The organism is Rhodococcus sp. ACPA1, assembly GCF_002300195.1.
GTDB classification, from domain to species: Bacteria; Actinomycetota; Actinomycetes; order Mycobacteriales; family Mycobacteriaceae; genus Rhodococcus_F; species Rhodococcus_F opacus.
The window spans coordinates 1127551-1148068 of sequence record NZ_NSDX01000001.1 but is presented as its reverse complement, the minus strand read 5'-3'; the positions used below and the strand labels follow the sequence as shown (position 1 = coordinate 1148068).

The window sequence follows — 20518 nt, the reverse complement described above, 5'->3', positions numbered from 1 at the left end:
GATTGACTGACATGATGGATGGATGCCACCCAGTGATTCGCCGCGCGGCCGTCGGATCGTCCTCCTCCGACACGGCGAAACGGAATGGGCCCGTTGGGGTAAACACACCGGTCGGACCGACGTCCACCTCACCGAACTGGGTGAAGCCCAGGCGCGGCGGGTGGGTCCGGCGATGGACGCCCTCGAACTGCGCGACCCCCTCGTCATCGTCAGCCCGCGGCAACGCGCCCGGGAGACGGCGGAGCTGGCGGGATTGAAGATCCAGCGCACGTGGGACGCGCTCGCCGAATGGGATTACGGGATCTACGAGGGTATGACGACCCCCGAGATCAGGCAGCAGGTGCCGGACTGGACCGTGTGGACCCACCCGTGCCCTCGCGGCGAGCAGGCCGAGCAGGTGCACACCCGGTGCGACCTCGTACTGTCCGTCGCGCATTCGCAACTCGTCGACCGTGACGTGATCCTCGTCGGGCACGGTCACTTCTCGCGCGCGCTCATCGCCCGCTGGGCGGAACTTCCCATCAGCGAGGGACGACGGTTCGCGATGTCGCCGGGCGCGTACTCCGTCCTCGGTTTCGAGCACGGGGCGCAACAGGTGGTCAGCCACAACGTGACAAGCGAGGAAGGTGCCCGATGATCAGACGCGCAGTACCCGAGGACGTCTCCGCGATCACCGCGATGATCTACGAACTCGCCGAACACCAGCGGGCCCATGACGAGTGCACCGTCACCGCCGACCAGATCGACGACGCCCTGTTCGGTCCGCAGCCGTCGACCTTCGCCCACGTCGCGGCGAACGAAGACGACCGGGTCGTCGGGATCGCGGTGTGGTTCCGGAACTTCTCCACCTGGGACGGAACGCACGGCATCTACCTCGAGGACCTGTTCGTCAGCCCGTCGGAGCGCGGGTCCGGGCACGGCAAGGCCCTGCTCGCCACACTCGCGAAGGAGTGCGTCGACAACGGCTACACGCGACTGTCGTGGTCGGTGGTCAACTGGAACAAGCCGTCGATCGCGTTCTACGAGTCGCTGGACGCGCACCCGCAGGACGAATGGACCACGTACCGGCTCACCGGGGATCCGCTCGGCCGCCTCGCGTCCGAGGTGAGTTAGCGATCCGACGGGTTGTCGGCGTCGGCCTCCTGGCCGTACTCGGCAGCCATCCACCTCGACGTGGGACTGCTGAACAGGCACCCGAGGGCCGCCACCACGACGACTCCGAGCAGCACACCGAAGAACGGCTGGTGCGAATCGGTGAGCAGCGACCACGCCACCGGGAGCAGGAGCAGTTGGGCGACGATCGCGATCGCCCGCCCCCAGCGCCGGCCGAAGATCAGGGCGAGCCCGGCGGCGAGCACGGCGCCACCGAGAATCGCGAACCAGGCCGCGGTGCCGTATCCACTGCTGACGCTCTGGTCGTGCCCGAGGAGTCCCCGGATCACCAGCACCACGGCGACCCCGACCGCCACCGCGCCCTCGAGCGACACCAGGGCGCCCGCCGCACGGACCGTGGTGGGCGTGGACTTGCTGAGAGACGGCTTCGGCACGTCGGCCAGCCTAGAACACCCCGTCGCCGGCGGCCTCGGACGGTGACACGTGCCGCCCCCGCTAGGCTTGGGCCCCGTGCGCGCGCTGCTGATCGTCAACCCCAATGCCACATCGACGACCCCGGCCGGGCGTGATCTCCTCGCCCACGCGCTGTCGAGCCGGGTGCGGTTGACGGTCGCGCACACGACACACCGCGGCCACGCCGCGGAACTGGCGCAGCAGGCCTGCGTGGACGGAATGGGCCTGATCATCGTCCACGGCGGCGACGGCACCGTGAACGAGGTGGTCAACGGACTGCTCGGCACCCCGGCACCGAAGTCGATGAGCGCGGTGACGGTGGGGCCGATTCCCCCGATCGCCGTCGTCCCCGGCGGGTCGGCGAACGTGTTCGCCCGCTCGCTCGGCATTGCGCCCGACCCGGTGGACGCCACCAACCAGCTCATCGATCTCCTCGCCCGCAGGCAGCGGCGCAGGATCGGTCTCGCGCACTGCGACAACCGATGGTTCACGTTCAACGCCGGTCTCGGCTGGGACGCCCAGGTGTGTGAGGCGGTCGACATGCACCGCAAGAACGGGCGGCCGGCCACACCTGCGCAGTATGTCCGCGCGGCGGTGCGCGTGTTCTTCCGATCGAAATACGCGGAGCCGACGCTCACCGTCGAGGTTCCCGATCACGATCCGGTCGAGGGCGTTCATTACGCATTCGTGTCGAACGCGAGTCCCTGGACGTATCTGAACAAGCGGGAAGTGCACACGAATCCCGACACCACCTACGACACCGGCCTCGGCGTCTTCGCGATGCGGTCCACCGCGATCCTCACCACGCTGCGGGTGGCCCGCCAGCTGCTGACTCCCGGAACCCGTCCGAAGGCGAAGAAGCTGGTCCGGGTCGACGACGTGCCGTCCGTGCGGATCTCCGCGTCGGAGCCCATCGGACTGCAGATGGACGGCGACTACATCGGACTACGCAAAGTCGTCGAGTTCGTGTCGGTGCCCGAGGCGCTGGATGTGGTCGCCCCGGCGCGACCCTGAGCAAATCTCGAGAATCCCCGTTTTCACCTAGCGGGAAGTGCCTGCACGGGGTACAAAGGACGGCGCGCCTCGAAGGGCAGCCTAAGTACGTGAGCTCCCCCACGGTGCGGCGGTTTTCTATTGACATCCCGCCAGTTCGTGAAAGCATTCACAAGCAACAGTGCGGAAACATTCTCTACGCACACATGAACTCATGAAGACGAAACGGTGCATTTCGCACCCAGTTAAGGAGCAGAAGGATGGACTGGCGCCACAAGGCAATCTGTCGCGACGAAGACCCCGAGTTGTTCTTCCCTGTGGGCAACAGCGGTCCGGCCCTCGCGCAGATTGCTGATGCCAAGGTTGTCTGCAACCGCTGCCCGGTGACCGCCGAGTGCCTCTCGTGGGCACTCGAGTCGGGCCAGGACGCCGGTGTGTGGGGCGGCATGAGCGAAGACGAGCGACGCGCACTCAAGCGCCGCAACGCTCGGACGCGTGCCCGCACCACCGTCTGACACTTCAGAAGGAGACGGGCCCGGCACCACATGGTGCCGGGCCTTTTGCTTGCCCGCCGATCAGTACCGCGGCCCACGACGGCCCAGCGGTACGCGTAACACGGCATCCGTTCCACCGTCCGCCCCGGGATGCAGCCCGAGCGAACCGTTCAGTTCGGCGGCCACCAGGGTCCGGACGATCTGCAGACCGAGACGGTCGGACCGCTCGAGGCTGAAACCGGGTGGTAATCCCCTGCCGTCGTCATGGATCACGACGTCCAGCCACCGCGCGGAGCGTTCGGCCCGCATGGTGACCGTCCCCGGAGCGCCGGGTTCGAAGGCGTGCTCGATCGCGTTCTGCACGAGTTCGGTCAGCACCATCACCAGCGGAGTGGCCCGCTCCGCGGAGAACACCCCGAAGCTGCCCTCCCGGCGGACCTTGATCGGCGTGCTCACCGTCGCCACGTCGGACAGGATCGGCACGAGGCGGTCGACGACCTCGTCGAGGTTCACTTCCTCGTCCACCGACATCGACAGTGTGTCGTGCACGAGGGCGATCGAGGTGACGCGGCGCACCGATTCGCTCAGCGCCTGCCGGGCTTCCTCGTTGTTGGTGCGGCGGGCCTGCAGTCGCAGGAGCGCCGCCACGGTCTGCAGATTGTTCTTCACCCGATGATGGATCTCGCGGATCGTCGCGTCCTTGCTGAGCAGGGCACGATCCCGCCTCTTCACCTCGGTGACGTCCCGGACCACGACAGCGGCGCCGACCCGCTTTCCGCCGGGTTTGAGGACCAGCGCCCGGAGCAGCACGGTCGCCCCCCTGGCCTCGATCTCCATGCGGCGGCCCGGCTTGTCGGCGATGGTGTCGCGGATGTACCCGGCGACCTCCTGCGACTCGAACGGGTCCGTCACGAGCGACCGCGTGGTGGCGGCGAGGTTCCGACCGATCAGGTCCGAGCTGAGACCCATCCGGTGATAGGCCGACAGCGCATTGGGACTCGCGTAGACCACGCTGCCGTCGGTGTCGAGGCGGATGAAGCCGTCGCCGGCACGGGGACTCGAGTTGGTGTCCGACCGGGCCTCCCGGATCGGGAAGGTGCCGTCGCTGATCATCTGGCACAGATCCTCGGCGCAGTCGAGATACGCGACCTCGAGCGGGCTCTGCGCCCGCTGGTGCGACAGGTTGGTGTCCCGGCTCAGGACCGCGATCACCTCGCCGTTCCACCGCACCGGGACGGCCTCCCCGCGCGGCGGCAGACCCTCGTGCCCGCCGCCGTCCTCGGGGCGCACGACGCGGCCCTCGAGCAGCGCCTGCAGCACCTGCGGGTGTTCCGACTCCGACACGACGGTCCCGACGACGTCCTCCGGGAACGCGGTCGACGCGGTGGTGGGCCTGCAGTGCGCGACGCAGATCACGGTGCCGGTGGGGTTGGTGGCCGCGGAATCCGTTCCGACCCAGAGCAGAACGTCCGCGAAGGAGAGGTCGGCGAGCAACTGCCATTCACCGACGACTCGCTGGAGATGATCGACGGCCTCGCCGGGCAGGTCGGTGTGTTCGGCGAGCAGGTCACTCAGTGTGGACATCGTCGGTGGGTGTCAGCTCAGGAGATGACAGCGATCAGGTCGCCCTGCTGGATCACGTCGCCGACCTTGACGTCCACGGACGTGACCGTGCCGGGCTCCTCGGCGATGACGGGGATCTCCATCTTCATCGACTCGAGGATGACGAGGGTGTCGCCCTCCTTCACCTCGTCACCCGCGCTCACCACAACCTGATACACCGTCGAAACCATTTCGGCGCGCACGTCTTCTGCCATTGTGATCCTTCACTCCCGGGTGTCGAGAAAGCCCTGTTGCAAGGACACCCAACCACACGTGGAAGACTGTGGTGAAAAGAAGGGAGATCTACTCATGGGTAAGCGTGGTCGTAAGAAGCGCAGTCGCAAGGGCAACGCCGCAAACCACGGCAAGCGTCCCAACGCCTGACGCGCCGTAGAACGCACCAGGGGCCGGAAAGCAGCGATGCTTTCCGGCCCCTGATTGCTGTTCTGACGAGTTACGCGTCGGGTTCGGTGTTCGTGATCAGGATGGTCCGCCGCAACTCGATGGAGAGCCTCTGACGCAGACTTTCCGGCGCGTGCTCCCCACCGCACTTGCGGTTCACGAGGCTCTTCACCTTCTCCTCGATCCCGTACGCCTCGAGGCACGACCCGCACTCGTCGAGGTGCCTCTGCAGCCGCGCCCTCGACGCCTCGTCGCATTCACGGTCCAGCATCAGCCAGACGTCCGCGATGACGGCGGAGCAGTCGAGCTGCTCGAATTCGTCCTGCTCGCTCACCGAGAAACCTCCTGCTCCGCGCTCACTACACTGTCGCCGGGCACCTCGTCGGTGCCCCCACGGTTGAATCCACGTTCACGTGCGACATCGGCGAGCAGACCCCGGAGCTGCTTGCGCCCGCGGTGCAGTCGCGACATCACGGTCCCGATCGGGGTGCCCATGATCTCGGCGATCTCCTTGTAGGGGAATCCCTCGACGTCGGCGTAGTAGACGGCCATCCGGAACTCCTCCGGCAGGGCCTGCAGGGCTTCCTTGATGTCGTCGTCGGGGAGCGCGTCCAGGGCCTCGACCTCGGCGGACCGCAGACCGGTCGACGAGTGTTCCGCCGTCGCCGCCAGCTGCCAGTCGGTGATCTCGTCGGTGGGGTACTGCGCGGGCTGGCGCTGCTTCTTGCGGTACGAGTTGATGTACGTGTTCGTGAGAATCCGGTACAGCCATGCCTTGAGGTTGGTGCCCTCGCGGAACGAACGGAACGCCGTGTAGGCCTTCACGTACGTTTCCTGCACGAGGTCCTCGGCGTCCGCCGGGTTCCTGGTCATCCTCAGAGCAGCGCCGTACAGCTGATCCAGAAGTGGGAGCGCATCCCTTTCGAAACGCGCGATCAACTCGTCCTGTGGCTCGGCCTGGTCTGCCGTCGGACGGTCATGTTCCTGCACGCTGATCCCTTCGGTCGCCGTGGGCGTCAACGTTACCGCCAACTGCAGACGCGACGTGGGCTCCATCACCGAGGACATCACGATACGGACCACTCCCTTCGATGCACTGTTCTTCTGCAGGTACCAACACGCCTCCCGTCCGCTGTGTTCCCGACCGCGTGGCAGAGTGTCTGTCCATGGCCGGAACTGCCACTCCCGCGACGAAGCTGCTCGTCAAACACCGCATCGACCACAACGTGCACAGCTACGCGCACGATGCGCGGGCGGAATCGTACGGTTCGGAGGCCGTCGACGCCCTGGGCGAGACGGTCGGCGTCACCGCCCACCAGGTGTTCAAGACGCTGGTGATCAAACTCGACACCGGCAAGCTGGCGGTGGCGGTCGTGCCGGTGCCGGAGAAACTGTCACTGAAGGCGGCGGCCGCGGCGCTCGGCGCGGGCAAGGCCGTGATGGCCGAACGCACCGAGGCGGAGCGGTCCACCGGGTACGTCTTCGGCGGCATCTCACCGCTCGGCCAGCGCAAGGCACTCCCGACGGTCGTCGACGCGTCGGCGCTCGACTGGGACCGGGTGCTGTGCAGCGCCGGCAGGCGCGGACTCGAGATCGAACTCGCGCCCGCCGACCTGGTGCGGCTCAGCGGAGCCGTCACCGCGGCGGTCACAGCAGGCTGATCTGCTCTCCCACCTGTGCCTCGTCACGACCGGCCGCGTCGGGGTCGAGGAGTTCCGGTCCGTTGTTCTTCACACTGTTCACCAGCGTGGACACCCGCCGGACGGTGATGTCGGCGATGGCGTCGGGTGACACCTCGAGCAGATCCGTCGACGCGGGATGCTCGGGATCGAGCCACGCGGTCCAGCGGTCGCGGGGCATCACCAGCGGCATCCGGTCGTGCACGTTCTCGAGCTGGGCGGCGGAGTCGACCGTGATGATGCTGCAGCTCAGGACGGGGAGCGACTCCGCGACCGCGGGATCGTGCCAGACCGACCACAGCCCGGCCATGTACAGGCGGGAGCCGTCCTCCGGCGACATGTAGTAGGGGATCTTCTTCGCCTTGCCCGGTTTCTTCCCGGCGGCCGCCGCATCGACCTCGGTCTGCCACTCGTACCAGCCGTCCATCGGAACGAGGCAGCGCTTGTATGTGAACGCGTTCCGGAAGGCCGGTTTGGTGTCGACCGAATCCGCTCGCGCGTTGAACAGCACCGGCCCCTTGCCGAGCTCCTTCGTCCACGACGGCACGAGCCCCCACCGCATCCGCCGGATCCGCCGGGCGTCGTGGCGGTCGACGACCGTCAGGACCTCCGTGGTGGGCGCCACGTTGTAGTCGGGCGGACTCTCCTCCTCGCCCGCCTCGTTGATCGCATCGAGGTCGGCCGCGAGTGTCGCCGGATTCGCAGTGGTCGCATACCTGCCGCACATGCCCACCAGAGTGGCACGAACCACCGACACCCGCGACACGCCGCCCACCCCGCCCGGCGACCCGCCCGATAGGCGAAGATGGAGACCGTGAGCCTGAGCCTGTGGAACGCCCCCCGTGCCGAAGCGCCCGTCGTCGCGACGGTCGCCCTGCCCGGATCGAAGTCGATCACCAACCGCGCGCTGATCCTCGCCGCACTCGCGGACGGTCCGTCCACCCTCACCGGGGCATTGCGCAGCCGGGACACCGACCTCATGATCGGCGCGCTCCGCACGCTCGGCATCAGCATCGAGACGGTCGGCGCCGACACGACGCTGCGGGTCACCCCCGGACAACTCCAGGGCGGTGCGGTCGACTGCGGACTGGCGGGCACCGTCATGCGGTTCCTTCCGCCGCTCGCGGCGCTCGCGAGCGGAACGGTTCACTTCGACGGGGACGAGCAGGCGCGCACCCGGCCTCTCGACACGATCCTGGATGCGCTGCGCGGTCTCGGCGCGGACATCGACGGCGACTCCCTTCCGTTCACGGTCCGCGGTGCGGGCTCGCTGCGCGGTGGACGGGTCACCATCGACGCGTCCGGCTCGTCACAGTTCGTCTCCGGGCTGCTGCTGTCGGCGGCCGCGTTCGACGAGGGTGTCACGGTGCATCACGACGGCAAGACGGTCCCGTCCATGCCGCACATCGACATGACGGTCGAGATGCTGCGCGAGTCGGGTGTCGAGGTCACGACCCCGGCGACGGGCGGGGAGGCCGACACGTGGCGGGTGAGCCCCGGTGTCGTCCGGGCCGTCGACCGGGTGATCGAGCCCGATCTGTCGAATGCCACCGCCTTCCTGGCCGCCGCCGCCGTCACCGGCGGTGAGGTGACCGTTCCCCTGTGGCCGAGCAGGACGACGCAACCCGGCGACGCGATCCGGGAAATCCTCCTGGCGATGGGCGCGGACGTCCGGCTGGACGGCGCGAACCTCACCGTCCGCGGTCCGCAGCAGCTGACCGGCATCGACATCGACCTGCACGACGTGGGCGAACTCACCCCGACGGTCGCGGCGCTCGCCGCACTCGCCGACGGTCCGTCGCACCTGCGGGGCATCGCGCACCTGCGCGGTCACGAGACCGACCGGCTGGCCGCGCTCGCACACGAGATCAACTCGCTGGGCGGGAACGTCACCGAGACCGAGGACGGCCTCACGATCGTCCCGGCAGACCTGCACGGTGGGACATGGCACTCCTACGCCGACCACCGGATGGCGACCGCGGGCGCGATCGTCGGGCTGCGGGTCGACGGCATCGAGATCGAGGACGTCGGCACCACGGCCAAGACCCTGCCCGGTTTCGAGAACCTGTGGGCCACAATGCTGTCCGCAGCCGCGGACACCGAGCGGAAGGCGAGCTTCTGAGTCGCAGGCAGTACGACGAGTCCGACGTCCGGGTACGCCCGGGCCGAGGAACGCGCCCGCGCACGAAGACCCGGCCGGAGCACCTCGCCGCGGAGTCGGCGATGGTCGTCTCGGTCGACCGCGGCCGGTGGGGTTGCGTGCTGGGCGGCGACCCCGAGCGTCCCCTCGTCACCATGCGCGCCCGGGAACTGGGCCGCACCCCCATCGTGGTCGGCGACGAGGTGAGTGTCGTCGGCGATCTGTCCGGCAAGCCCGACACCCTGGCGCGGATCGTGCGGGTGGCCGAACGCTCCACGGTGCTGCGACGCACCGCCGACGACACCGATCCGTACGAGCGGATCGTCGTGGCCAACGCCCAGCAGCTGCTGATCGTCGTGGCGCTCGCCGACCCGCCGCCCCGGACGGGATTCGTCGAACGTGCACTGGTCGCCGCATATGCGGGCGGGTTGAGTCCCATCGTGTGCCTGACGAAGAGCGATCTCGAGCCGCCCGAGGAGTTCGCGAGCGCGTTCGCCGACCTCGACGTCCCCGTCGTCGTGGCCGGTCGCGACGATCCGGTCGACGAGGTCCTGTCGATGCTGTCGGGCCGGCTCACCGCGCTGATCGGCCACTCGGGGGTCGGGAAGTCGACTCTCGTCAACCGCCTCGTGCCCGACGCCGACCGGGCCGTGGGTGTGGTCTCCGGCGTCGGCAAGGGCAGGCACACGTCCACGCAATCGGTGGCGCTGCCGCTCCCGACGGGCGGTTGGGCGATCGACACCCCCGGCATCCGGTCGTTCGGGCTGGCCCACATCTCCCCGGAGAACGTGGTGGCCGCGTTCTCCGATCTGGCCGCGGCCATCGAGGACTGCCCGAGGGGATGTACCCACCTCGGGCCGCCCGCGGACCCGGAATGCGCCCTCGACCGGCTGGAGGGCAAGGCCGCCAAACGCGTCGACGCGGTCCGTCACCTCCTCACGGCCATCGCGTCCAACGAAGCCTGGTGAGGGACGAACCGCGTCTGTAGCGGAACTTTCTAGCGGGACAGCAGCGCGCGAAGACCGCGGCGCTTGCGGGTGCGCTTGATCGCGGTACTCAAACCCTGACGGCGACCGGTCACGGGATCGATTGTCGCCGTGGTGTTTCCACCGAACTTGCGCTCCGACGCCGTCTCCGGCGCGTCGTCCGCGGTCGCCTTGAGGTACTTGTTCGGCAACGACAGCTTGGCGATGGTGCGCCACGACTTCGCGTACTGCACGAGGAAGGGCCCGGTCGTGTACGGCAGGTCGTACTTGTCGCACAGTTCCCGCACACGCACGGCGATCTCCGAGTAGCGATTGCTGGGCAGGTCGGGGAACAGGTGGTGCTCGATCTGGTAGCTGAGGTTGCCGGACATGAAGTCCATCAGCTTGCCGCCCTCGATGTTCGCGCTACCGAGCATCTGCCGCAGGTACCACTGGGCCGGCGTTTCCTTGTCGATGTCCGCCTTGGTGAACTTCTCGGCGCCGTCCGGGAAGTGCCCGCAGAAGATGATCGCGTTGGTCCACACGTTGCGGATCATGTTCGCGGCGATGTTGGCGGTGAGCGTGCTCTTCCACGCGGGGCCCGTGACCGCGGGGTGGACGACATAGTCCTTGAGGATCTGCTTGCCGACCTTCTCGCCGACCTCGCGGAGCTTGCGCTGGGTCTCCTCGCTCGGCACGCGCCCCTTGGCTACCTTGCCGAGTTCGAGATGCTGTGCCGCGATCCCGTACTCGAAGAACAGCGCGAGCAGCGTGTTGTACAGGAGATTGCCGGTGTTGAACGGCTTCCACCGCTGGTCACGCGTGACGCGCAGCAGTCCGTATCCCACGTCGTCGTCCATGCCGAGGACGTTGGTGTACTTGTGGTGAATGTAGTTGTGCGTCTGCTTCCAGTGAGCGGACGGTCCCGTCACGTCCCACTCCCACGAGGTGGAGTGGATCTCGGGATCGTTCATCCAGTCCCACTGGCCGTGCATGACGTTGTGGCCGAGTTCCATGTTCTCGATGATCTTCGAGAGGGACAGCATGGCTGTGCCCGCCAGCCAGGCGGGACGCCGCTTGCTCGCGAAGAGGACGGCTCGGCCACCGATTTCGAGGGAACGCTGCAGTCTGATCGTGTTTCGCACGTACCGCGCGTCACGCTCCCCGCGGGACTCTTCGATATCGCGCCGGATCGCATCGAGCTCGCGTCCGAGCGACTCGATGTCGGCTTCGGTGAGATGTGCGTATTCCTTGACGTCTGCAATCGCCATGGGGGACCTCCTCCTGGCTGGGTCGACAGTTCACACCCGAAGGGCGCTGACTCGACCTACCGTACCGTAAGTTACGACACCGTAGGTTACCTGAGTGTAGGTGTGAGTGAAATCACCGTCGGCGTCGAGGAATCTTGGCCTCCGCGCGAGCGCGCAACGCCGACAGCAGACCCCGCCGCTGCCCCGTGACGGGATCCGTGCGCAACGTCTCGACCATGGCGGCACCCGCATCACGGGCGTCGCGGAACTTCCGTTCGGAGGACGTCTCCGGGGCGTCGTCCGCCGTCGCCCGCAGGAACCGGTCGGGCAGGGCGAGCTTGTGGATCGTGCGCAGAGCCAGCAGGTACTGCTTGGCGAGCGAACCCGTGGTGTACGGCAGGTCGTACTTCTCGCACAGCGCCCGCACCTTCACGGCGATCTCGGGGTACCGGTTGCTCGGCAGGTCCGGGAACAGGTGATGCTCGATCTGGTAGCTGAGATTGCCGCTCATGAAACCCATGACCTTGCCGGAATCGAAATTGGCGCTGCCGAGCATCTGCCGGAGATACCACTCGTGCCGGGTCTCGTTCTCGTACTCGTCCACCGTGAACTTCTCGGCACCGTCCGGGAAGTGCCCGCAGAAGATCACCACATAGGCCCACAGATTCCGCACGAGATTGGCGGTGGCGTTGGCCGTCAGCGTCGACTTCCACGCCGGCCCCGCGAGCACCGGGAACAGAAGGAAGTCCTTGCCGACCTGACGGAAGATCTTGCGACCGAAATCCTTGTTGGCCTGGGAATTGAGCTGACCCTTCTCCGCGCCCTCGAGCTCGGCCGCGAAGGTGAGGTCGTGGAGCGCGATCCCCCACTCGAACGTGGCGGCCAGGATGATGTTGGCGAACGGCTGCAGCAGATTGATCGGCCGCCACTCCTCGTCGCGGGTCATCCGGAGGATGCCGAACCCCACATCGGAATCCATTCCCACGATGTTGGTGAACGTGTGGTGGGAGTAGTTGTGCGCCCGCTTCCAATGCTCCGAGGGGCCCGTCTGATCCCACTCCCACGACATGGAGTGGATCTCCGGATCGTTCATCCAGTCCCACTGGCCGTGCATCACATTGTGGCCGAGTTCCATGTTCTCGATGATCTTCGAGAGGGACAGCATCGCGGTGCCCGCGAGCCAGGCCGGGCGATAGCGGCTTCCGAACAACGCAACCCGGCCACCGAGCTCCAACAGCCGTTGCGCCCTGATGGCCCGGCGGATGTAGCGGGCGTCGCGAACGCCCCGCGAATCCTCCACGTCGAGCCGGATCGCATCCAACTCACGCCCGAGCGATTCGATGTCCGCTTCGGTCAGATGCGCGAACTCTTTGATGTCGGTGATCGCCACCGTGCTCCTCCGTCTGGTGAGAGTCCGAGAATAGCGGAGTCAGGTGAACAACACGCCCACGCTTACGCGTCGAGCGTGCAGTCCCCTGCCGCCGCGGAGATACAAGTCTGGACTCGGTCACCTTCGGCGTGCTGCTTACCGGACCTCAGGTCGATGGCGTGCCCGGCGAGAATCGGCACGACACAGGTCTGGCAGATACCCATCCGGCAGCCGAACGGCATCAGTGCCCCGACCTGCTCACCCGCCTCGAGAAGAGTGGTGGCACCGTCGATCGTCACGGTCTTGTCGGCCTTGGCGAACGTGACGGTCCCGCCCTCGCCGGACGTGTCCGCGCGGGAGACGGCGAACCGCTCGAGGTGCAACTTGTCCTCGATGCCCTCGTCACGCCACAGCGTCTCGATCTCGTCGAGCATCGGCAGCGGCCCGCACGCCCACGTCTGCCGTTCGCGCCAGTCGGGACACACGTCGTCGAGCGAGGACAACGCGAACTTGCCCTGGCTGCGGGTGAGCTGGATCTTGCACCGGAAGTCGTCGTGCTCCTCGTGGAGCCGGGTGAGTTCGTCGGCGAACATCACGTCGGCGTCGGTGGGGGCGGAGTGGACGTGGAAGACGTCGGGAAGCTGACCGCGCCGGTTCATCGTGCGCAGCATCGCCATGACGGGAGTGATGCCGCTGCCCGCGGTGAGGAACAGGATCCGCTGCGGCGGCGGGTCGGGCAGCGCGAAGTTGCCCGTGGGGGTCGCGAGCCGCACGATCGTTCCCGAGGGCACACCGTTGACGAGGTGACTCGACAGGAACCCCTCGGGCATCGCCTTGACGGCGATGGAGATGAGCTTGTCGTCCCAGTTCGGCGGCGAGGTGAGGGAGTACGAGCGCCAGTGCCAGCGTCCGTCGATGTGCAGACCGATGCCGATGTACTGGCCGGGCTCGTAGTCGAAGTCGAATCCCCAGCCCGGCTTGATGACGATCGTGGCCGAGTCCGCGGTCTCCGCGCGCACCTCCACGATCTGTCCGCGCAGTTCGCGAGCCGACCACAGTGGGTTGGCAAGATGTAGGTAGTCGTCGGGCAGCAACGGCGTCGTGAGCCGTGCCGCCGCACCCCGCAACCAATTGAGCTTGGACCGCTTGGCGGGCACAACCGCTGCTGCGGGCGCCTCGATCCAATCCTTCAGACCCATCCGACCTCCACCTTTTCCGTCATGACCTACGCTACCGTAGGTTATCAAGTTACGGTACCGTAGGTTACCCCGAGGTAAGAGGACGCACCGGTCAGAGTAGTTCGAGGAGGAACGGAAGCTCCTGAGTGGCGTACCACGCCAGGACATGATCCTCCGCGTCACCGAGAACGAACTCGGCGTCGGGGTCCCCCAGATCCGCCTCGTCGATCGCCGACACGGCCCGTTCGATGTCCGGCTCCGCCTCCGCGAGATCCACGTGCACCGACGCGACCGTGCCGATCGTCACGGGGCCGGGCAGCCGGACCACGGCGTCGTCGAGGTCCGGCCGCGGCGTCACGTCGTCCACGTCCGCGGCGACCACGGCGCGACGGAAGCGAACCCCGTCGCTCCCGCTCTCCCCCACCCGGCCCGCGATCAGTCGCAGCGAGGCCCGGGCGGCCTCGGCCATCGCGACCTCGGCCAGTTCTTCGTCGTCGCCCGACGAGTACGCCTCGCGGAGGGTGGGAGTGACGGCGAAGGCGGTCCGGCTCATCGGATCGAACTCCCGGTCGGCGACGAGCCGCTGGAGGATCTCGATCGTCGCGGGAACGTACACCCTCGTCATGCGTCACCCGTCATTCGCACCGCGGACTTCTCACCGGCTGGCATCCAACAACTCCTCGAGAGATTCGTACAGCAGCGCCGCCACCACGTCCACGTCGGCCATGGCGTCACGGTCTGCATTCAAACCGTAGTAGACGTTGCCGTCGTAGGACGTCAGGCCGATGCTCAGAGTCTGGTTTTTCAGCAGCGGCGACACCGGATACATCTCGAGCATCCGCGCACCGCCGACGTACAGCGGCAGCTGCGGTCCCGGCGCGTTGGTGATCATCAGGTTGAACATCCGCTGCGAGAAGCTGCTGGCGACACGGGCACTCATCGCGTGCAGCGTGGCGGGCGCGAATCCCGACAAACGCACGAGGGTCTCCGCGGTGACCCGCTGGCTCTGCTTGGCGTGCGCCTCCATGGCGTGCGCCACGTGCGACAGCCGCACCACGGCATTCGGTTCCCCGACCGGCAGGTCGATGAGGAACGACGACACCATGCTCCGCGGATCCGCCCACTCGCCGCGGCGTGACGCCTCGTCGTCGGCCTCGGGATCCGTCGCGTACACGGACATCGGGACCATGGCCCGGACCGTGGTCGACTCGGCCACCGGCTCGCCGCGGGAGAGCAGCCAGTACCGCATCGCACCCGACACGACGGCGAGGATGACGTCGTTGACCTCGCACCCGTACTGCGCGCGGATCTTCCGGTAGTCACCGAGTTCGGTCTTGACCACCGCGAAGCGCCGATTGCGTGAAATGGTCGCGTTCAGCGGACTCGTGGGCGCCACCTGCGTGGCGGTGCGCACGACGGCGGCGACCTTACCGACGGCGCGCACGGTCTCACCGAGCGCAGACGCCATGTCACCCAACGTCATCCGCAGCGCCGCCAGCCCTTCGCCCGGCCGCGCCACCATCTCCGCCAGCGCCCCGGCGATGAGAGTGGACTCGCTGGGGGCTGGGCTCGGCATCCACAGTTCCTCGGCCATGGGCCGCCGGGTCTTCGCCGGGTCCAGAATCACCTGACCGATCTCGAGCGCCGTCTCACCGTCGACCAGCGAGGAATGGGACTTCGTGAAGATGGCGAAGCGATTGTTCGACAACCCCTCCACCAGGTACATCTCCCACAGCGGTCGCGTGTTGTCGAGCGGCCGGGACGTGAGCCGTGCGACCAGATCGTGCAACTGGGCATCCGATCCGGGCTTCGGCAGCGCCGACCGCCGGACGTGGTACTCGATGTCGAAGTCCTGGTCGTCCACCCAGACCGGCCGCGACAGACCCAGCGCGACCTCCCGCACCTTCTGCCGGTAACGGGGTACCAGGCTCAGACGTTCCTCGACGAGGCTCAGTAATTCCTCGTAGGACAACCCGTTTCGCGGCTTGCGGAAGATCGCGAGCGAACCCACGTGCATCGGCGTACTGCTCGCCTCGAGAAAATAGAACGACGCGTCCTGCGTAGTCAGTCTCGTCACCATGTCGGCGCCTGTCCCCCTTGCATCCCGTCTCGATCGACCTCGAGAAGTATCGCTATCTCGTCCGCGGTGGCGCCGCCGTCGACGTGGTGGATACCCACCATCCCGACGGCAACCGCACCCCGGACATTGGCCGACAGGTCGTCGACGAAGATACAGTCCCCCGGGGCCAGACCGAGCGCGTCGGCCGTCAGCCGGTAGATCCGCGGATCAGGTTTGGCGACACCGACATCCCCGGACAGCACGACCTGATCGACCAGCCGGCCGTCACCGAGTTCCCGCAGCCACTGCGCGCCGGGACCACCGGGATCGTTACTGAGGATCGCGGTCCGCACCCCACGACTCCGGGCACCGGCGAGGACGGACGACAGGCCGTCCATGTCCGAACCGGGACCCGCGAGAACGCCTCCGAAGTCCAATATCAATCCCCGCACGTCCCCACCCTAGGGTCCGCTCCCCGGTTCGGCGACACGACGACGGGATCCGTGCGAGTATGACCGCTACGACGGCCGTCTCATGCCGAAACCGGGGGGTAAGAAATGAGTGAGTCCTACACGTTCCTGTCACGGGTGCCGCGCTTCGAGCCGGCAGCCGGTGACGTTCCCGCACCGCCTCTGCCGGGGCGTTCGGCGGCGCCGTCGGGCGGGCGTCACGCGTCCGGGCGCGGCAGGCACCGCTCGTCGCCCCACTCGGGGGCGTCGCCACGCACCGCCACGACGCAGACGGGAACGCTGCCTCTTCCCTCGCCGGACGTCCAGCGGTTCACGGAGCAGGCGTTCCGGCTCGTCCTCGAAGTGCTGGATCGGCGCCGCAATGTACGGCAATTGCGGCCGCTGGTGACGCCGTCGCTCGTCGACGTCGTGCGCACGCTCGCGCTGTCGGAGTCGCCCGCCCGGCGACTCGGTGTCGCGACGCTCGTCCGCGTGCACCTGCGCGCGGTGGAGCCGTGCGCGTTCGAGGCCTTCGGCACCTACGGCCGGGGACCGCGGATCTTCGTGATCGCAGCCCGTGTCGAACAGCAGTCCGACACGGGCTGGACCGTCACCTCGCTGGTGATCGGCTGATCGTCTTCTTCTGCGGTCAGCGCTTGCGCTTGGTCCGCGGGGCCTTCTTGCCCTTGGACTGCGACCGCGCGGCCTCACGCCGCTGACGACGGGTTCCGGCGTCGGCGGCATCGTCCGATTCGGCGGCTCCGCGGCGGCTGAGCTGGGCGTTGCCGTCCTCGGCAGGCCCGGAGTACGTGAGCCCGCGGGGCTCGCCGTCGTCCAGTCCCTTCGCGCGGAGGGCGGACGGTGCCGCCGTGCCCTGCGCCTGCTGCGCCGCCTCCTGGGTGGGCAGTGGCCGCGGGGCTGCCGGCGCGGGCGAGGCCGACGCCGTCGCCGCTGCGGAAGCCGCGGTGACGCTGACGCCCGGGGCCTGTGCCGCCTGCGGGGCGGCCGCCTCGACCTGAAGGTTGAACAGGAATCCGACCGACTCCTCCTTCAGGCCCTCGAGCATGCCGCCGAACATGTCGAAACCTTCGCGCTGGTACTCGACGAGCGGATCACGCTGGGCCATCGCCCGCAGGCCGATGCCCTCCTTGAGGTAGTCCATCTCGTAGAGGTGTTCGCGCCACTTGCGGTCGAGCACGCTCAGCAGGACGCGACGCTCCAGTTCGCGCATCGATCCCTCGCCGGCGACGCCGTCGATCTCGGCCTCGCGCCGGGCGTAGGCGTCGTGCGCGTCCTTCAGCAGGGTCTCGCGCAGCTCGTCGGCGGTGATGTCGTTGGTCTCACCGTCGTCGCCGTCGCCGACCAGTTCCTTGTAGTCGAGGCCGACCGGGTACAGCGTCTTGAGGGCCGTCCACAGTTGTTCGAGATCCCAGTCCTCGACGTATCCCTCTGCGGTGGCGCCGTCGACGTAGGCGGTGACCACGTCGGTGATCATCTTCTCGACCTGGCCCTCCATGTCCTTGCCTTCGAGGATCTGGCGGCGTTCGTTGTAGATGACCGTGCGCTGCTGGTTCATCACCTCGTCGTACTTGAGGACGTTCTTGCGGATCTCGAAGTTCTGCTGCTCGACCTGCGTCTGAGCGCTCTTGATGGCCTTCGAGACCATCTTCGCCTCGATGGGAACGTCGTCGGGCAGGTTGAGCCGGGTCATGATCGACTCGAGTGCCGCGCCGTTGAACCGTCGCATCAACTCGTCGCCGAGCGACAGGTAGAAGCGCGACTCACCCGGATCCCCCTGACGGCCGGAGCGGCCGCGCAACTGGTTGTCGATACGCCGGGACTCGTGCCGCTCGGTGCCGAGGACGTACAGTCCGCCCGCCTCACGAACCTTGTCCGCGTCGGCCTTCACCTCGGCCTTGACCTGGTCGAGGACGTCGTCCCACGCCGCCTCGTAGTCGTCGGGCGTGTGGACGGGGTCGAGTCCCTGCTTGCGGAGCGCGATGTCCGCGATGATGTCGGGGTTGCCGCCGAGCACGACGTCGGTGCCACGACCGGCCATGTTGGTCGCCACGGTGACGGCGCCCGACCTGCCGGCCTCGGCGATGATCTGGGCTTCCTGCTCGTGGAACTTCGCGTTCAGCACGTTGTGCGCCACGCCGCGCTTGGTGAACTGCTTCGACAGGTACTCGGACCGCTCGACGCTGGTGGTACCGATCAGAACGGGCTGGCCCTTCTCGTGCCGCTCCACCACGTCGTCGACGACGGCGTCGAACTTGGCTTCCTCGGTCTTGTAGATCAGGTCGCCGTTGTCGACGCGGACCATCGGCCGGTTGGTGGGGATCGGGATGACGCCGAGGTTGTAGATCTGGTGCAGCTCGGCGGCCTCGGTCTCGGCCGTACCCGTCATGCCCGACAGCTTGTCGTAGAGACGGAAGTAGTTCTGCAGCGTGATCGTGGCGAGGGTCTGGTTCTCGGCCTTGATCTCGACCTTCTCCTTGGCCTCGATCGCCTGGTGCATGCCCTCGTTGTAGCGGCGGCCGACGAGGACGCGGCCGGTGAACTCGTCGACGATGATCACTTCGCCGTCGCGGACGATGTAGTCCTTGTCCTTCGTGTAGAGCTCCTTGGCCTTGATGGCGTTGTTCAGGTAGCTCACGAGCGGCGAGTTGGCGGCCTCGTACAGGTTGTCGATGCCGAGCTGGTCCTCGACGAGCTCGACGCCGGCCTCGTGGACGCCGATGGTGCGCTTGCGGATGTCGACCTCGTAGTGCACGTCACGCTTGAGCAGCGGCGCGATGCGCGCGAATTCCGCGTACCACTTGCTCGAGGCGTCGGCGGGGCCGGAGATGATGAGGGGGGTCCGGGCCTCGTCGATGAGGATGGAGTCGACCTCGTCGACGACGGCGAAGCTGTGACCGCGCTGGACGAGATCGTCCAGGGAGTGCGTCATGTTGTCGCGCAGGTAGTCGAACCCGAACTCGTTGTTGGTGCCGTATGTGATGTCGGCCGCATAGGCTGCGCGACGCTCGGCCGGCGACATGCCGGACAGGATCACGCTGGTGTCGAGGCCGAGGAAGCGGTGGACGCGGCCCATCCACTCGGAGTCGCGCTTGGCGAGGTAGTCGTTGACCGTGACGACGTGCACGCCGTCACCGGCGATCGCATTGAGGTACGCGGGCAACACGCAGGTCAGGGTCTTGCCCTCACCCGTCTTCATCTCGGCGATGTTGCCGAAGTGGAGGGCGGCGCCGCCCATGATCTGCACGTGGAAGTGCCGCTGGTCGATGACCCGCCAGGACGCCTCGCGGGCGACCGCGAACGCCTCGGGCAGCAGCTCGTCGAGCGTCTCGCCGTCGCGGTAGCGGGCGCGGAACTCCTCGGTCTTCGCGCGGAGTTGCTCGTCGGTCAGGTCTTCGACCTCGGGCGACAGCGAGGAAACGTGGTCGGCGATGTGCTTGAGCCGCTTGACCATGCGACCTTCACCAACACGGAGCAGCTTCGATAGCGACAGCGACGGCACAGTCTTGTTCGTCCTCAATCTTCGGCAGTGGATGGGTGACACACAAAATCCGGCCGGAGGTCCGAGAACCCCGGCCGGATTCCATGGTAGGCGCTTCCGCGATCGGACGAGTAGACCGACCGCTCGGATCGTCAGGCGGAACGGGAGTACATCACGCCAGACGGATCAATCCGTAGTCGAACGCGTGCCGCCGGTAGACGACGGACGCCTTGTCCGACTCCTTGTCGTGGAACAGGAAGAAATCGTGTCCTACCAGCTCCATCTCGTACAAAGCATCGTCGACGGTCATCGGCGTGGCCTTGTGTTCCTTGGTACGCACGACATGACCCGGTGTGTGCTCGTCCGGCATCTGACCGTCCAGGGAGATGTCGGGACTGATGCCGAGACTGTCGTCCTCGGCGAGTGCGGCGGTGGCCTCCGCCACCGACACCGGGGTCTTTTCCCCGTAGTGGACCTTTTTGCGATCCTTGGTGCGGCGGAGCCTGCTCTCGAGCTTGGCGGTCACCGACTCGAATGCTGCATAGAAGCTGTCGGCGCATGCCTCGGCTCGGGCTACCGGCCCCTTGCCTCGGGCAGTGATCTCGACGCGCTGGCAGTTTTTCCTCTGGCGTCGATTGGGTTCGTGGTGAAGTTCGACATCGAACAGGAATATGGAGGGATCGAAGCGCTCGAGGCGCGACAGCTTCTCGGAGACGTACACGCGGAAGTGGTCGGGTACCTCGACGTTGCGTCCCTTGACGACGATCTCGGCGTTGGGGGTATCCGTCTTCTCTTGTGCATCCGTTGTGCGGTCGTCGACGAAAACCGAGGCTTGCGAAGGGGTCGTCACTCGTACCTCCCGATTACGGCCCC

23 protein-coding genes are annotated in these 20518 nt (G+C 67.1%); 9 read left to right on the top strand and 14 right to left on the bottom strand.

Going from position 1 to position 20518, the window contains the following annotated elements:
• Positions 1-22 precede the first annotated feature (22 nt).
• Both CJ177_RS05050 and CJ177_RS05045 read left to right on the top strand, forming a co-directional pair.
• Positions 23-637 (top strand): acid phosphatase, encoded by a 615-nt coding sequence (locus CJ177_RS05050; RefSeq protein WP_005240106.1) that lies wholly within the window; start codon positions 23-25, stop codon positions 635-637.
• The gene (locus CJ177_RS05045; protein WP_095867359.1) at positions 634-1113 is read left to right on the top strand and encodes a GNAT family N-acetyltransferase; all 480 of its coding nucleotides are present in this window, start codon (positions 634-636) and stop codon (positions 1111-1113) included. The genes CJ177_RS05050 and CJ177_RS05045 overlap by 4 nt, the downstream gene beginning before the upstream one ends.
• Here CJ177_RS05045 and CJ177_RS05040 read toward each other — a convergent pair.
• Positions 1110-1547, bottom strand: a complete 438-nt coding sequence (locus CJ177_RS05040; protein WP_061041170.1) for a hypothetical protein — start codon at positions 1545-1547, stop codon at positions 1110-1112. The genes CJ177_RS05045 and CJ177_RS05040 overlap by 4 nt on opposite strands.
• A gap of 76 nt (positions 1548-1623) precedes the next feature.
• Here CJ177_RS05040 and CJ177_RS05035 point away from each other — a divergent pair, with 76 nt between their 5' ends.
• A complete protein-coding gene (locus tag CJ177_RS05035) occupies positions 1624-2580 on the top strand; it encodes a diacylglycerol kinase family protein (RefSeq protein ID WP_025432298.1) in 957 nt (318 codons plus the stop codon).
• A gap of 239 nt (positions 2581-2819) precedes the next feature.
• Positions 2820-3074, top strand: a complete 255-nt coding sequence (locus CJ177_RS05030) for a WhiB family transcriptional regulator (protein ID WP_005240099.1) — start codon at positions 2820-2822, stop codon at positions 3072-3074.
• Between the two features lie 60 nt (positions 3075-3134).
• On the opposite strand, the gene CJ177_RS05025 is transcribed toward CJ177_RS05030, so the two are convergent.
• Both CJ177_RS05025 and CJ177_RS05020 read right to left on the bottom strand, forming a co-directional pair.
• Positions 3135-4637: a sensor histidine kinase gene (locus CJ177_RS05025; protein ID WP_005240097.1), complete on the bottom strand. Its 1503-nt coding sequence runs from the start codon at positions 4635-4637 to the stop codon at positions 3135-3137.
• Positions 4638-4654: 17 nt separating this feature from the next.
• Positions 4655-4870, bottom strand: coding sequence for a biotin/lipoyl-binding carrier protein (locus tag CJ177_RS05020; RefSeq protein WP_005240095.1), 216 nt, complete (start codon positions 4868-4870; stop codon positions 4655-4657).
• 94 nt (positions 4871-4964) lie between these two features.
• Here CJ177_RS05020 and CJ177_RS49315 point away from each other — a divergent pair, with 94 nt between their 5' ends.
• Positions 4965-5039: a 50S ribosomal protein bL37 gene (locus tag CJ177_RS49315; protein ID WP_022597109.1), complete on the top strand. Its 75-nt coding sequence runs from the start codon at positions 4965-4967 to the stop codon at positions 5037-5039.
• Positions 5040-5109: 70 nt separating this feature from the next.
• On the opposite strand, the gene rsrA is transcribed toward CJ177_RS49315, so the two are convergent.
• Positions 5110-5391: a mycothiol system anti-sigma-R factor gene (gene rsrA, locus CJ177_RS05015; protein WP_005240092.1), complete on the bottom strand. Its 282-nt coding sequence runs from the start codon at positions 5389-5391 to the stop codon at positions 5110-5112.
• Entirely contained in the window at positions 5388-6047 is a 660-nt protein-coding gene (locus tag CJ177_RS05010; protein ID WP_373560033.1) for a sigma-70 family RNA polymerase sigma factor, read from the bottom strand. Before CJ177_RS05010 ends, rsrA begins: the two co-directional genes overlap by 4 nt.
• A gap of 176 nt (positions 6048-6223) precedes the next feature.
• Here CJ177_RS05010 and ybaK point away from each other — a divergent pair, with 176 nt between their 5' ends.
• Entirely contained in the window at positions 6224-6718 is a 495-nt protein-coding gene (ybaK, locus tag CJ177_RS05005; protein WP_025432296.1) for a Cys-tRNA(Pro) deacylase, read from the top strand.
• Here the strand turns inward: ybaK and CJ177_RS05000 are convergent.
• Complete coding sequence (locus CJ177_RS05000) at positions 6705-7463, bottom strand: SOS response-associated peptidase (protein ID WP_061041189.1); 759 nt, start codon at positions 7461-7463, stop codon at positions 6705-6707. The two genes, ybaK and CJ177_RS05000, sit on opposite strands and share 14 nt — an antisense overlap.
• Positions 7464-7541: 78 nt before the next feature.
• Here CJ177_RS05000 and aroA point away from each other — a divergent pair, with 78 nt between their 5' ends.
• Positions 7542-8858, top strand: coding sequence for a 3-phosphoshikimate 1-carboxyvinyltransferase (aroA, locus tag CJ177_RS04995; protein ID WP_095867358.1), 1317 nt, complete (start codon positions 7542-7544; stop codon positions 8856-8858).
• Positions 8804-9844 (top strand): ribosome small subunit-dependent GTPase A, encoded by a 1041-nt coding sequence (gene rsgA, locus CJ177_RS04990; RefSeq protein ID WP_082764406.1) that lies wholly within the window; start codon positions 8804-8806, stop codon positions 9842-9844. The genes aroA and rsgA overlap by 55 nt, the downstream gene beginning before the upstream one ends.
• 29 nt (positions 9845-9873) lie before the next feature.
• On the opposite strand, the gene CJ177_RS04985 is transcribed toward rsgA, so the two are convergent.
• The 6 genes from CJ177_RS04985 to CJ177_RS04960 all read right to left on the bottom strand — a co-directional run bounded on the left by CJ177_RS04985 (position 9874) and on the right by CJ177_RS04960 (position 16149).
• Entirely contained in the window at positions 9874-11112 is a 1239-nt protein-coding gene (locus CJ177_RS04985) for a fatty acid desaturase (RefSeq protein ID WP_005240079.1), read from the bottom strand.
• 112 nt (positions 11113-11224) lie between these two features.
• On the bottom strand, positions 11225-12481 hold the full coding sequence (locus tag CJ177_RS04980; RefSeq protein ID WP_061041172.1) for an acyl-CoA desaturase: 1257 nt from the start codon (positions 12479-12481) through the stop codon (positions 11225-11227).
• A 62-nt stretch (positions 12482-12543) separates the two neighbouring features.
• A complete protein-coding gene (locus tag CJ177_RS04975) occupies positions 12544-13659 on the bottom strand; it encodes a ferredoxin reductase (protein WP_005240076.1) in 1116 nt (371 codons plus the stop codon).
• 91 nt (positions 13660-13750) lie between these two features.
• On the bottom strand, positions 13751-14263 hold the full coding sequence (locus CJ177_RS04970) for a hypothetical protein (RefSeq protein ID WP_009479537.1): 513 nt from the start codon (positions 14261-14263) through the stop codon (positions 13751-13753).
• Between the two features lie 30 nt (positions 14264-14293).
• Positions 14294-15718 carry a wax ester/triacylglycerol synthase family O-acyltransferase gene (locus tag CJ177_RS04965; protein WP_061041173.1) on the bottom strand — a complete coding sequence of 475 codons (1425 nt, stop codon included), beginning with the start codon at positions 15716-15718 and terminating at the stop codon, positions 14294-14296.
• The gene (locus CJ177_RS04960) at positions 15712-16149 is read right to left on the bottom strand and encodes an HAD-IA family hydrolase (protein ID WP_025432293.1); all 438 of its coding nucleotides are present in this window, start codon (positions 16147-16149) and stop codon (positions 15712-15714) included. The genes CJ177_RS04965 and CJ177_RS04960 overlap by 7 nt, the downstream gene beginning before the upstream one ends.
• Before the next feature lie 105 nt (positions 16150-16254).
• Here CJ177_RS04960 and CJ177_RS04955 point away from each other — a divergent pair, with 105 nt between their 5' ends.
• Positions 16255-16779: an Rv3235 family protein gene (locus CJ177_RS04955; protein WP_061041174.1), complete on the top strand. Its 525-nt coding sequence runs from the start codon at positions 16255-16257 to the stop codon at positions 16777-16779.
• A gap of 16 nt (positions 16780-16795) precedes the next feature.
• On the opposite strand, the gene secA is transcribed toward CJ177_RS04955, so the two are convergent.
• Positions 16796-19666, bottom strand: coding sequence for a preprotein translocase subunit SecA (gene secA / locus CJ177_RS04950; protein ID WP_061041175.1), 2871 nt, complete (start codon positions 19664-19666; stop codon positions 16796-16798).
• Between the two features lie 151 nt (positions 19667-19817).
• Positions 19818-20495, bottom strand: coding sequence for a ribosome hibernation-promoting factor, HPF/YfiA family (hpf, locus tag CJ177_RS04945; protein WP_005240066.1), 678 nt, complete (start codon positions 20493-20495; stop codon positions 19818-19820).
• Positions 20496-20518 lie beyond the last annotated feature (23 nt).